This is a genomic window from [Empedobacter] haloabium, from assembly GCA_008011715.2.
Classification (GTDB): domain Bacteria; phylum Pseudomonadota; class Gammaproteobacteria; order Burkholderiales; family Burkholderiaceae_D; genus Rugamonas; species Rugamonas haloabia.
Window position 1 is genome coordinate 217,052 of record CP136508.1, and the last position, 12,309, is coordinate 229,360.

The 12,309-nt window shown below is 67.9% G+C and carries 11 protein-coding genes; 10 read left to right on the forward strand and 1 reads right to left on the reverse strand.

The annotated features are described in order from the left end of the window. Positions 1-2 precede the first annotated feature (2 nt). A complete protein-coding gene (locus E7V67_000925; protein ID WUR13698.1) occupies positions 3-683 on the reverse strand; it encodes a thiol:disulfide interchange protein DsbA/DsbL in 681 nt (226 codons plus the stop codon). 256 nt (positions 684-939) lie between these two features. Between E7V67_000925 and E7V67_000930 the strand changes: the two genes are divergently transcribed. From E7V67_000930 to E7V67_000975, 10 genes are all read left to right on the forward strand, one after another. Further along, positions 940-1,101: a thiopeptide-type bacteriocin gene (locus tag E7V67_000930; GenBank protein WUR13699.1), complete on the forward strand. Its 162-nt coding sequence runs from the start codon at positions 940-942 to the stop codon at positions 1,099-1,101. Positions 1,102-1,588: 487 nt separating this feature from the next. Continuing rightward, a complete protein-coding gene (locus tag E7V67_000935; GenBank protein ID WUR13700.1) occupies positions 1,589-1,750 on the forward strand; it encodes a thiopeptide-type bacteriocin in 162 nt (53 codons plus the stop codon). A gap of 318 nt (positions 1,751-2,068) precedes the next feature. Beyond that, complete coding sequence (locus tag E7V67_000940) at positions 2,069-3,436, forward strand: hypothetical protein (GenBank protein WUR13701.1); 1,368 nt, start codon at positions 2,069-2,071, stop codon at positions 3,434-3,436. Beyond that, complete coding sequence (locus tag E7V67_000945; protein ID WUR13702.1) at positions 3,433-5,043, forward strand: YcaO-like family protein; 1,611 nt, start codon at positions 3,433-3,435, stop codon at positions 5,041-5,043. Before E7V67_000940 ends, E7V67_000945 begins: the two co-directional genes overlap by 4 nt. Before the next feature lies 1 nt (position 5,044). Beyond that, on the forward strand, positions 5,045-6,253 hold the full coding sequence (locus E7V67_000950) for a hypothetical protein (GenBank protein ID WUR13703.1): 1,209 nt from the start codon (positions 5,045-5,047) through the stop codon (positions 6,251-6,253). Further along, on the forward strand, positions 6,253-8,706 hold the full coding sequence (locus E7V67_000955) for a lantibiotic dehydratase (GenBank protein ID WUR16203.1): 2,454 nt from the start codon (positions 6,253-6,255) through the stop codon (positions 8,704-8,706). The genes E7V67_000950 and E7V67_000955 overlap by 1 nt, the downstream gene beginning before the upstream one ends. Next, complete coding sequence (locus E7V67_000960) at positions 8,703-10,124, forward strand: MATE family efflux transporter (protein ID WUR13704.1); 1,422 nt, start codon at positions 8,703-8,705, stop codon at positions 10,122-10,124. The genes E7V67_000955 and E7V67_000960 overlap by 4 nt, the downstream gene beginning before the upstream one ends. After that, a complete protein-coding gene (locus E7V67_000965) occupies positions 10,124-11,242 on the forward strand; it encodes a zinc-binding alcohol dehydrogenase family protein (protein ID WUR13705.1) in 1,119 nt (372 codons plus the stop codon). The genes E7V67_000960 and E7V67_000965 overlap by 1 nt, the downstream gene beginning before the upstream one ends. Then, complete coding sequence (locus E7V67_000970; GenBank protein ID WUR13706.1) at positions 11,239-11,784, forward strand: hypothetical protein; 546 nt, start codon at positions 11,239-11,241, stop codon at positions 11,782-11,784. The genes E7V67_000965 and E7V67_000970 overlap by 4 nt, the downstream gene beginning before the upstream one ends. Next, positions 11,781-12,302 (forward strand): hypothetical protein, encoded by a 522-nt coding sequence (locus tag E7V67_000975; GenBank protein WUR13707.1) that lies wholly within the window; start codon positions 11,781-11,783, stop codon positions 12,300-12,302. Before E7V67_000970 ends, E7V67_000975 begins: the two co-directional genes overlap by 4 nt. The last annotated feature ends 7 nt before the right edge of the window (positions 12,303-12,309 follow it).

Consider the following 12,309-nt stretch of genomic DNA (forward strand, 5'->3'; position numbering starts at 1 on the left):
CGTCATTGCGTGGCGCTGTCCTGGCGCGCCCGGGCCAGCAGCGTATCCATCGTCCTGATCGTCGCCGCGTGACCCATCGCGGCGGTCTGGCCCCACATCGGCATCGTCGCGCTCAGCATCGCCGGCGACGTGAGATAACGCCCGCCGATCACGACAGCCGGCACGCTGGCGACCTTCATCTGCGTGTGCAGGCGCGTGGCGGCGTCCACTTGCCGCTGTACCGCGGTGGAACGCCAGGCCGCATGAAAGCGCTCCGGGGCGATGCCGCCATCCAGCGCGAAGCCGGCCAGCGTGACTTCCGTGTCGAGCGCTTGTCCTCCCTCATGGATCTGGCGGAACAGCCGCTGGTTGGCCGGTTCGCCCATCTCCAGCGCCTGCATCACGTAGAACATGCGCTGCTGCGGCAACTGCTGCGCGCGCATGCCGACAGGCACGCGGCGGAACACGATGCCGTCGCCCTGGCGTGCCACCCAGTCGCGCAGCGCGGGCTCGAAGTGGTAGCAGTGGGGGCAGCTGTACCAGAAAAACTCGATGACCTCGACCGGCCCTTGCGCCGCCGCCGGGGCGTCCAGCACCACGTAGGGACGTGCTTGCTCCGACGGCGCACTGGCCACGTTCAAGAGTACAGCCGTGGCGACGATGGCGCCGGCCATCAGCAGAAAGCGCGTTTTAGAAAGTTGCATGGTAATTCCAGTCATCCCGATCGAACCGTCAACGCAATCGGAGCGCTTCAATAAGCAGCCTCATCCTTATTTGCCGCGATCCTTGCGATATATCCAAAAACTGTTTTAGGTCGTCAGGCTAGCACCATCGTGTTCATCGAATTTAAGTGGATTTGTCTGAGTTTTGCATATTCCATTTGCGCATCAAAAAACACGTACTACGCTTTCTTTGCACAACCCAGTGCAAATCCGTAACGCCACCTTCAAGGAGATTGAAATGCAAAACGTTGACACAACCGTAGGTCCGGGCACCGAATTCGACTTCGAAATCCTGGAAACCAGTGAAGCCACTGCCATGGAAGAAATGGGCGCATCCTCGACCATTGCGGCCGGTTCCACCTGCAGTAGGCAGCCTGTATTGCCAGAACGGCTGCCCTGATTAGCCGTACAGGTTTTCGGCTACGGATGAAGCCGCCCGATGTCGAATGCCGAAAAATGGGCGCCGCACTCGCCTGGCGGGGCGGCGCCCCGCATCTTTAACTGGCCCTCGCGTAAATCGTGTAGGCAGTTTTTTTTGGACGCAAAGTCAACACTATACGGACCATCCGGACATCCGGACGCCCTGGTACTGCCGTGCCCGCGTTGCTGCACAGTACATTCATCAACGAAATCAGCGTGTTATCTGGTCAGTTTCTTCCTCGAATGAATAGGATGGTCGGATTGAGGCGGCTTCAGCCTTGATATGAAAATTTGTCGAAAAACTGTTGGCCCAATGTTATGGATCGTCAGGCTACACCCAGATGTTCACGAAATTCCAGATGTTTGTATGAGTTTTGCATATTCGCTTGGCGCATTAAAAAATGAGGATTACGCTTTCCCTGCACTTACCAGTGCTTCATCTGAAACTTATCCTCAAGGAGACTCACATGCAAAACGTTGACACCACCGTCGACCTGGACATCGACTTCGATTTCGAAATCCTGGAAACGACTGAAGCCACCGCCATGGAAGAAATGGGCGCTTCCTCGACCATTTGCGCAGGTTCGACCTGCAGCAAGCAGGCAGCCCTGCTGGCACGCGGCTGCTGATCGCCGGGTGCGCTTTCCGGTGCCGCATGTGAGGCGCCAGATGCCGCGTGCCGGAATGCGAGCGCTGTTCCCGCCTGGCGGGAGCAGCGCCCCAGCGATCGTGTGTATTCACTTATGGAGCAGAAAATGTCGCATATCGAACCAAGGCCGGACGATATCTATTCGATTCGTCCTGACATTTTCCTGCGTAATGCGGAAGAGCGCATGCATATTCAGCACGCCGGCAATAATTTTATTATTCGCCTGCGCAATGACTGTATTCAGCATGTCTATCGATTCTGCGACATGTTGGATGGCGCCCGGCCCCTGGGTGACGTGATGGAACAGATTCCCGCCGCGCACCGTGGCTACATCCTGAAATTCCTGGAATTCCTGCTGGCGAAATCCGTCGCGTTCCGGAGCGCTGCGCCGGCAGCCGACGCGGACCTGCAACCGGTCCGTGAGTCGCTGCTGTACCTGCGCGCTTTTGTCGACGACAGCGCCGGCGCGTTCCGCCGCTTCGCTGCCGAACGCATCCTGCTGGCGGCGGGCGGTTATGCGCTGCACAGCGCGCTCAAGACACTGGCCTGCCTTGGCGCGCGCCGCGTGGGCGTACTGCAAACGGGCGAGATGTGGCAGCCGCACGAGCTGCGGACCGCCTTCGCCGAACTGGCGCGCTGGCCCGATGCCGGCCTCGATATCGTCGCCGCCCCGGACAGCACCTATACCTATGTGGTGCAAGTGGCCGACGACGCGGCCGCGCCGTTCGAAACGCTGCTGGCCGCGCTGCCCGCTGCGCGCCACCTTGTCGCCTTTGCCGCCGACGGCCAGCTGTGCGCGCTGAGCGGCGGCGACCTGGGGGCGCTGCCCTTGCGTCATGGCGTGGCGCCGCTGGCGCCGCCCGATGGCCTGTGCGCCGGCGCCACGGCGGCGATGATCTGCTTCGACGACCTGTGCGGCGTGCGACCGCTGCAGCAGCGCCGCTACCTGCATTTCGGGCTCGATGGCGACGTGCCGATGAACAGCGCCGGCCTGTATCCGCTGCTGCCGTTCGACACCGGCAGAGCCGGCGCGGCAGGCGCCATCGCGGTGGCTGCGCGCGTCGAGGAGCTGGCATCGACACCGCTGTCGCCGCTGCGTGCGCCCGTCGAGTGCACGGTGGAGGGCAGCTACCTGAAGCTGTACACGCTCGACGCCTACCTGCCGGGCCAGCCCGGGCCGGTCGCCTTAGTTGGTGCCGGCATGACGCGCGCCCAGTGCCTGAGCGGAGCGCTGCTGCAACTGGTGGCGGGCCAACGCCACTGGTTCGACCATGCCAGCGCGGACGAACGCGCTGCCGTCGGCGCCTACCTGGCGCGGCTCGATGCCGCCCGCCGCGCCGTCGCGCCGCTGCGTGCGGTGGCGCCGGCGTTCGGTTTCGACCAGGCGCTGTCCGCCCGCGAGCAGTACATGGTCTTCTGTATCAATGCCACACATGGCGTACCCGTGCAGTGGGCCGACGCGGCGCTGGACGCGGCGGCGTGGCCGCGCTGCACGGTCCTGCGCGCCGGTACCGCGGTGCTCTACCTGCCCCACACCGGCACGCTGGACGCCGCACAGCGGGAGGCCGGCCTGCTGGCGCTGTATGGCGCGTTGTGGCAGGGCCATCATGGCGGCCGTGACATCGTGCTGGCGGACGAACCGCTGCACCCAGGAGCACCGGCATGAGCGACCTGGCACAGCTGACGAGTTTCACGCGCCGCGCGGTGGCTGCGCGTTCTGTCAGCGTGCTGGCCACGCCGGCGATGCTGGCACTGCTGCCAGCGCCGGGCGAGCGTGCGCAGCTGGTTGCCTTTGCCGGCGAGTTCGCCGCATTCCCCGCGTTTCACCGCAAGTGGCGCTGGAATGCGATGCTGCAAGCGCAATTGATGGCGCTGCTGGCGCGCCTGGCCGTGCAGGAAGCGGAACCGGGCTGCGTTTACCTGTACTTGCAGGGCACCTTCAGCAAACGCTATTTCCCCAGCGTGCGCGCCGCGCTGCCGTCTTCCGCCGCGGCACCGGGTTGCCGGGCCGGCACGGCCGATCTGGACGGCGTGGTGCGCGCCTTCGGCAACGCGTCGGTACAAGGCCTGGTGCTGCAGGCCGGTCCGGCCGGAGAGCATTACCACTGCTATCAGCCGGCGACCGGACTGCTCGGCATCGGCCGCGGCGGCACGGATCTGCAGCGCATGCGCGGCGCCGTGCTGGAATACTGCGAGCGTTGGGCGGCCAGCATCGTGCCGGCCGGCGCATGCCGCGCCCGTTACGTGGACCTGGGCCCGGCGGCGTGGCGGCCCGACCAGGTCGCGGCCGTGCCCCCCGGGCAGGCGGCAACGCTGTTCCCCGGCTTCGATCCCTGCCGGCCCATGCACTGGCTGCCCTGCCGGCTCGTGCAGGCAGGCGCGCGGCGCTTGCTGCCGCTGCAGATGATCAACTACCTGGTGCGCCCTGGCGAAGCGTTCAGCCACTGCCAGAACAGCAATGGCTGCGCGCTGGGCAGTTCGGCCACGGAGGCGGCACTGTTCGGCGCCCTGGAATTGATCGAGCGCGACGCGCTGCTGCTGGCGTGGTACACCCGCTCGACGCCACCGCGCTTCATCGCGGCCAGCATCGACAGCGCGCCGCTGCGGCAGCTGCATGGCTTGCTGGAGCTAGCCGGCTACACTGTCTGCTGCTTCGACATCACGACGGAGTTCGCGCTGCCGACCGTGCTGGTGCTGCTGCTGGGCCAAAGCGACGAGCGCCTGGGTGCCTTCGTGACGGCCGCGTGCCACCCCGATCCGCGCGAGGCGCTGGCCGCCGCGCTGGGCGAAGCCCATTCGTTGGCCGGCATCACGGAGCGCAACCTGGCGCGCCAGCGGCAACGCCATGGCGCGGGCCACCTGGAACACCTGCGCGACAGTGCCCAGGCGCAGTACTACGGGCAGCACAGCCAGCGCCGCCATTTCGACTTCCTTGCCGATGCGGTGCCCACGCTGGCCTGGGGCGATTTCGTCGCCAGGCATGCCGGCAGCGCGAGCACGGCGTTGCGCGGTCCCGCCGCCGCGTGGGACTTGCTGTGCGCACGCTCCGCGCAGGCCGGCTATGAGGTGATCGTGGCGGACGTCACTCCGGCCGGTCTGCCGGCGCTGGGCCTGTACGCGGCCCGCGTCTTCCTGCCCGGCACCTTGCCGCTGACGTTTGGCGACAAGCCGCTCTGCCTGCCGCCTGGGCGGCTGGCCCGGGCCGCACGGCATTGCGGCTGGGTCGACGCGAACGCCGACCTGTCCCGCCCCCTCCTGCATCCGCTGGGCTGACATGGACCACGTTGCGACAGGTCGCTGCGCGATCGACGAATTCAGCTTCCGCTACCTGGCACCGGCGCAGGCATCGACAGCAGCGCGCGAGCTCGATGCCTACGAGCGCGCGTTCCAGGCCACCCCGGCAGGCGACGACGCCACGACGGTCGACCTGGCGCCGCTGTTCCGCGCCCTCGTGACAGGCGCGGCACCGGCTGGCGATGCGCGCGAGCGCTTGCTGGCGCTGCTGCTGCAAGTGCACCAGCCAATGACGGTGACGCCGTGTGCGGGCTACGGCGTGCATGCCAGCTACCCGTCGCCGCGCGCGTACTACCCGCTGCGCTTCACGCTGCTGGACCAGGGCCAACGCTGGCAGCTCGACATGCGCCAGCTGCGGCTGCGGCCCGACGGCGCATCGGCCGGCGCCAGGCTGGCGCTGAAGCTGCGCGCCGACTTTACTTTGTACGCGCCGTTGTACAACCTGTTCCGCAAATCGCTGTTCGCCCTGGAGGCCGGTCACTTCCTGGCCGAGCTGGCGGCACTGGCGCCGCATGCCGGTTTGCGCATCGAAACCGTGGCGAAGCCACGGTCGCTGCGGCTGGAGGTGCATGACGACGGCACGCCGGCCAACTGGCAGGCCGCGCTGGCGGCGCACCGCGCCTATGCGCGTGAACGCAGCAGCGGGCGCTTCCACGGCGGTTTCTACCCGGCGCCGCATACCTTCGACGTGCCAGCCGTGGAGGCGCTGCATGGGGCCCTGGCCGCCGGGCAGGCCGCGCTGGCGCACATCCTGCCGGGTGCTCCGCCTATCGGCGCGCGCCTGTGCCTGCGTCCCGGCCATGGCGTCGACCCCGGCGTATATCGGGTGACCGGCAGCGCACCGGCCTGCGTCGACCCGCGCGATCCCGTCGATGCCTGCGGCCGCGCCTACAACTACGACAACTTCAATTTCCGCACCGTTCCCGCCGTGCTGTTCCTGTGCGTGGACGAACTGGCCTTCCACTGTAACGACGCAACCTTCACGGAGATGAACATGGCCCTCGGTTACCTGAACCAACAACTGATACGCCACCTGAGCGGGCATGGCCTGGTGGGGCGCCCTTTCCGCAGCTACGACCAGCTGGCCATCGACAATCTGCTCCAGACAGCGGCCGACGGCCAGCGCGCCTATTACGGCCTGCTGGTGGCGCGCAATCGCTGCCGCGAGGCGTGGGGAGTGCTGCGGTGATGGTCCCGTATGCCGTGGTGCGCGCCAACAACCTGCCGCTCGACGCGCTGGATGCGCTGACGGGGTCCGCGCCCGTCGAGCCGGCGGCGGCGGCCCTGGGAAGGCAGGAGGCGGCGCTGGCCCGGCTGGCCCAGGCCGCGTGCGACCGGTTGCACGCGCTGGCGGCGAGTGACGCGGAACGCTACCGCCGCTATATCGAGCTGCGCCGGGCCATCCACAACGGCAAGGCGCTGGCCGACGTGGTGCGCCGCCATGGCGACCTGCTCGATGGCGATGCGCTGCTGCGCCAGTGGCGCGAGCAGGCCAGCACGGTGCAGGCGGGGGAGGCGGCCCTGGCGCTACTGTTCCAGCGCCAGTTGGCGGCGGCCCGCGCCAGCGCACAGGAACTGGTGGGCGAGCCGTCGTTCCTGCAGGCGATGGCGATGACGCGCGCCCAGCTGCACGATATGGCGCTGGCCTACGCCAAGGCGACTGACTTCAGCGACAAGAAAGCGCTGAACGACGAGGAAACGGTGCACCGCTACCTGACGCGCGCGCTGGTCAAGGTCAGCCCGTTCTCCACGTTCACGTCGGTCGGCTTCGCGCCACTGGGCGATGCGCCAGGCGGCTCGCTGCTGGGCGGGCGCGCGACAGGCGGCCGGTATAGCCTGGACCGGGCCGGCTTCTTCAAGCTGTACGACCGCTTCGTGCTGCGCCACCGCGAGCATTGCCGCTTCCGCCTGACGGCCAATCGCGCCAGTCGTGCGGACGGCCAGTACGCCTACCTGTTCGCCGACCAGCCGGCCTACTACGCCCACCGCACCACGTTCTCCACCGCGCGGCTGAAGTCGACGGCGATGTTGACGGAGGGCGCCGATGCGCAGGGCTGGTTGCCGTGGTCGACGTTGGCGCAGCGCCTGCCGGCCGGCGCCGACGCCGTCGCACTGCTGGAAAAGTGGCTGACGTCAGGGCTGCTGCAGGCGGCGCCGGCGCTGGACGACGAGGGCGGCGACTTGCTCGACCAGTTCCGCGTGATCGCCCGGCGCGTGGCCGGCGACGAGCCGGCCGCGCGGCAAGTGGTCCAGGTGCTGGACGACATGGCGGCCGTCGTCGCCAGCCTGGACGGCCTGGCGGGCGCAGCGCTGCTGGCCGCGCTGGCCCGTGTGCACGCCGGCATGGCGCGGCTTGGGCAACTGCTGGACTGCCCGCTGGTCAAGACCGCGGGGCTCGTGTACCACGACAGCAGCCTGCCCGACCTGGCGCCGCTGGACGGCGCGGAGCTGGCCCGCTATGCCGGCCAGGTCGGCGAGTTCGTCGCGCACTACCTGGGCGTGAACTTCCACAGCGGCTTCGACGACGCCCAACTGGCCGCGCTGCGCAGCGCGCTGCCGCCCGATACCGCCGTGGACGTGTTCGCGTTCCACGAATTGATGCAAGGTTGCCAGCCCGGCGCGCACGAGCCGTCCCGTGCCGCACTGCCGATCCTGGCGCTGTACCGCCAGATCTGGGCACGGCGCGGCGAACCCGAGATCGTACTGGAACCGGTAGCGGCGGCGCCGGCGGGCCCCCTTGCCGCCTACGGGCACCTGTGCGGTGACTGCTTCGTGCTGAACAACATCGACAGCGGCTATCTGCGCTGCTTCTCGCGCTTCTTCACATTCGCGGGCGGCGATGCCGTGTTGGCAGCCTGCCGCGCCAGCTACGGCAAGGCGCTGGCGGAATCGTACGATTTCTACGACACGTTCGGCTTCAACACGGCGCAGCGCCCGCGCCTGTGCGGCCGCCGCATCCACACAGGCGCGGCCGGAGTGCCCCGGCCGGACGACCTGGCGCTGGCCGACCTGGCCGTGGACTGGCCAGCGGATGCGGCGTATCCGCGCGTGCTGAATCGCCATACCGGCGCGGTGCTGGCCTTGCGCCAGAGCGGCTTGTTCACGCGCGAGCTGTATCCGAAGCTGCTGGAGCAGCTGCTGCAGCTGGGCATGGCGCACGCGCCGCGCTATTTCGCCTTCCGCTTCGGCGTGCACCAGATCGTCAGCGATGCCGCCATCACCGACGTGACGCGCATCGCGCGGGTGCGCTACCGCGACCTCGTGCTGTCGCGCGAGCAGTGGTGGGTGCCGAAGGCGCGGCTGCCGGTGCGCGCGGCCGGCGAGGAGGCCTTCGCCTGGTTCCGCCGCCTCGACGCGTGGCGCCGTGGCCATGGCATCCCCCAGCGCGCATTCGTGCGCCGCCACGATGCGGCACTGGTGCTCGAGCGCGACGTCAGCAACGCCAAGAAGCCGCTGTTCGTGGATTTCAGCGCGCCGCTGATGGCACGCATGATCGGGCGCATCTTCAACACCGCCTTCGCCATGCTGTCGATCGAGGAGATGCTGCCCGATGCGACCGACGAGCGCGCCCGGCACGATGGCCGGCGCTATGCCCATGAAGTACTTTTCGAATCGACCGACCAACCAGGGGATATGCCATGACGAACATCGACTTCACCGCGGACGACGTCCGCAAATCCCTGTTCAGTTTTTCCGTGCCGATGATGTTGCTGTCGGTGCTCGACTATGCCGGCATGTTCGTCGCGCTGGGCTGGTTGCTGGCGATGACGGAGCTGCAGCAGTTGCCGGCCACCTTCCGTATCGCGGTCGCCTCCGTGTCGCTGCTGGAGGCGTTGTTCAGCGGCCTGCTGGCCGCCGTCTATGTGTATGCCAACCAGGCATTCGGTCGCAAGGACCATGAGCAGTGCAAGTACCTGCTCAACTTCGGCTTCGGCGTGAGCGTCGTCATCGCCCTCGTCATCGCCGTCACCGGGCGCTTCTGCACGCAGTACCTGATCTCCGTGTTCGGTGTCGACCCGCTGGTGAAACAGCAGGTACTGTCCTACCTGGACGTCTACTGGTACGGCTACCTGTTCGTCATCGTCCACATCTACGGCGGGCTGCTGGCGCGCATGGCCGGCGCCGTGTCCGTGATCCGCCGCTTCAAGATCGTCACGTTCGTCAGCAGCGTGGCGTTGTGCCCCGTCTTCATCTGGCTGGGCACGCGCGCCGGCTTCGGCGCGCTGGAAGCCGCGGCGGCCGCGCTGATGGCGTCGCGCGTGGCGGGGCTGCTGGTGCTGCGTCATGACATGGGGCGCCACAAGGTGTTCCCGTTCCGCCTCGGCATCGATTTCGTGCCGCGCCGGCTGTTTACCCAGTGGGGCGAACTGGTACGGCTGGGCGGCGCCGAGACGCTCAACTCGTTCTCCCTGAGCCTGTCCTTCTACCTGCTGTTCCTGCTGTTCTCGTTCTACGAGCCGGGCACCCTGGAGGCGGTCACGGTGACCCAATACGTGACGGGCTTCTTCCAGACGATCCTGATGAGTGCCATCGTCACGATGATCCCGTTCACGGCGCAGAACGCGGGCGGGCGCAAGCTCGCCAATATCCGCGTCGGCGTGCGCTGGATGGCCAGCGCCACGTTCGTGCTGGCGGCGCTGCCGATGATTCCGTTCATCCTGCTGGCGCCGCATTTCATCCACTTCTTCGTCACCGATCCGGACATCGCGGCGCGGGCGGTCAGCTACGTGCGCATCACGTCCATTCCCTGGGCCGTACTGATGGCGTCCTTCCCCTTCCTGTTCGCCATCATCGGCCTGGGCGACACGCGCGGCACGCTGCTGCTGACCATCTGGTCCATGTACCTGTGCAACCTGGTGCCGGTGATCGTCATCCGCCTGGCCTTTGGCGGCAGCCTGACCCTGGCCGCGTACGCGGAGTCGGTGTCGGATGTGCTGATCTTCGTCGGCTTCTACCTGTACTACCTGCGCAAGGAGAAGGGCCTGGAGCGCGAGTGGGCCGGACAGCAGGCCGCCGAAGGATCGGGCGGCGGCAAGCTTGCGGCGTCGGGAGCGCTGTGATGAAGGCCCTTATCGCAATGGGCGAGCGGACCGCGCGGCAGGTCGCCGCGCTGGAAACCTGCAACGCCACCCTGCATGGCACCACGGTGCATTTCGCCCTGGTCGAGCGTCCCGATATCGACCTGGACCCGGCCGACCCGGACCATGCGCACGACGTTCTGGTACGGGTGCACGCCTTTTCCTGCAACTACCGCGAAAAAGGCCGGCTGTTGCAGGCGGCCCGCCGCGAGGCCGGTGGCTACCTGGTGCTGGGCTCCGAATTCGCCGGCACCGTCGTCAAGGTCGGCGCCGCGGTGGACGACCTGCGCCCTGGCGACCGGGTGTTCGGCAATGGCGCGGTCGACGTGACGGACGCTCATCCTGGCCTGACGACGCAGCGCGCTTCGCAGCAGTTGCAGGTGCTGCCGCGCGCGAAGCTGCTGCGTTTTCCCGCCGCGATGCCGTTCGCCACGGCGGCCGCGTTCAGCGTGGGCGCCCAGACGGCCTACGCGCTGGTACGCCGTCTGCGGCCCGCGCGCGGCGCCCAGGTCGCCGTCACGGCCGCGTCGTCGAACACGGCGCTGTTCGCCATCGCGGCGCTGGTGGCGCGCGGCCACGACGTGCATGCGCTGACGACATCGGCCGACAGCGTGCCGGCGTTGCGCGCGCTGGGCGTGCGCGACTGCTGCGTGCTGGCGCGCGAGCAGCCGGCCGAGCCGCTGCTGCAGGCCTACCTGGCCGCGCACGGCCTGGCGCAGTTCGACGCCGTGATCGATCCCTTCATGGATATCTACCTGCGCAAGCTGGTGCGTCACCTGCGGCGCGGCGGCACCTATATCACCTGCGGGGTTTACCAGCAGTTCAGCGAGGACGTGCCGGACGCGTTCATGGAACAGGGCCTGCCGCTGGACGAGGTGTTCAGCCTGATCATCCGCAAGAACCTCGGCCTGATCGGCAACAACCTGGGCACGACGGGCGACCTGGAGGAGGCGCTGGCCGATTACACGGCTGGCCGCCTGCCGGTACCGCTGGACACGGTCGTCGGTGGCGGCGCGCTGGCACATTTCGTGGAGCGCACGTACCTGGCCCGTGCCCGCGGCGGCAAGGTGGTGTTCACCTATTCGCAGGAGGACGCATGATGACCAGGTGGCTGATCTGTTCCGCGCTGGCGGGCGGCGCGACGGCGCAGGCATCATCCGCGGCGCCGCAGGTGATCCGCATCGATGCCGGCGGCGTCGAATTGGAACTGGTGGACGAGCCGATGGCCGAGCCGTTCGAACTGAGCTGGCGGGCGCAAGGCAGGTGCCAGCCCGAGGTGGCAATCGCCCGCGACGGCGCCGTCACCACCGCGCGCCACGTGCGCAGCTGCCATGGCGCCGGCGATCACGAAGGAACGATCTTCACGCTGCGCATGTCGGCGCGTACATCGTTCGAGCTGGCGCTGACGGCCGGCGGTGTCACGCTGACGGGGATGGGGCTGGACAACTACCGCGACCTGCGTTTCGCCACGCGCGTGGGCGGCATCAGCGGCGGCCGACCCGACCTGCCCTGGCACAAGCAGCGCAAGTGGCTGGTGGGCGCCGAAGCGGCCGCCGTGCGCGACAGCGGTTGCTGCACGATGGCGATCCACGTCACCTACGGCGGCATCGTGGTGGCCGATCCAACACGAGGAGAACGATGATGAAACTCGTCCCGCACGCCGCCGCGATGGCCGGCCTGCTGTCCGCCGTCCTGCCGGGCAGCGCGCCGGCCGTGACCTTCGAATTGGGGCGCGGCCACTTCGTCATCCACATGGACGACACGATCGATACCTTCCGCCTCGTCGCGCTCGACGCGCCCGGCAACTGCACGCCGCCGCTGACGACCGTGGCAAGGGGCGACGGCACGTTCGAGATCCAGTCTGGTGCACCGCAATGCGATGGCGAGCCGCATGGCGAATTGCGGCTCAATCCTGCCTGGAGCCGCAGCTTGAACATCAACATGGCCGCCGGCCAGATCGATTTCGCGGGGTCGGCGGTGCGCCGGCTGGCGACGATCCACGCCCGCGTCCGGGCTGGCGACATCTTCGGCCTGCCGGGCGTGCAGCGCCGCTGGCTGTTCGGCGCCGAACTGGATGCGCGCCTGCGCGCCGACGGCGTCACGCTGCGCACGGCGCTGGGCGCCGGCCAGATCTCGCTGTACGCGGACGCACCGCAATGAAAGGATG

What these genes read in the sequence shown, in the direction of transcription:
- E7V67_000925 (WUR13698.1), bottom strand. Translation starts at nt 683, where the DNA reads ATGCAACTTTCTAAAACGCGCTTTCTGCTGATGGCCGGCGCCATCGTC.
- E7V67_000930 (WUR13699.1), top strand. Translation starts at nt 940, where the DNA reads ATGCAAAACGTTGACACAACCGTAGGTCCGGGCACCGAATTCGACTTC.
- E7V67_000935 (WUR13700.1), top strand. Translation starts at nt 1,589, where the DNA reads ATGCAAAACGTTGACACCACCGTCGACCTGGACATCGACTTCGATTTC.
- E7V67_000940 (WUR13701.1), top strand. Translation starts at nt 2,069, where the DNA reads ATGGAACAGATTCCCGCCGCGCACCGTGGCTACATCCTGAAATTCCTG.
- E7V67_000945 (WUR13702.1), top strand. Translation starts at nt 3,433, where the DNA reads ATGAGCGACCTGGCACAGCTGACGAGTTTCACGCGCCGCGCGGTGGCT.
- E7V67_000950 (WUR13703.1), top strand. Translation starts at nt 5,045, where the DNA reads ATGGACCACGTTGCGACAGGTCGCTGCGCGATCGACGAATTCAGCTTC.
- E7V67_000955 (WUR16203.1), top strand. Translation starts at nt 6,253, where the DNA reads ATGGTCCCGTATGCCGTGGTGCGCGCCAACAACCTGCCGCTCGACGCG.
- E7V67_000960 (WUR13704.1), top strand. Translation starts at nt 8,703, where the DNA reads ATGACGAACATCGACTTCACCGCGGACGACGTCCGCAAATCCCTGTTC.
- E7V67_000965 (WUR13705.1), top strand. Translation starts at nt 10,124, where the DNA reads ATGAAGGCCCTTATCGCAATGGGCGAGCGGACCGCGCGGCAGGTCGCC.
- E7V67_000970 (WUR13706.1), top strand. Translation starts at nt 11,239, where the DNA reads ATGATGACCAGGTGGCTGATCTGTTCCGCGCTGGCGGGCGGCGCGACG.
- E7V67_000975 (WUR13707.1), top strand. Translation starts at nt 11,781, where the DNA reads ATGATGAAACTCGTCCCGCACGCCGCCGCGATGGCCGGCCTGCTGTCC.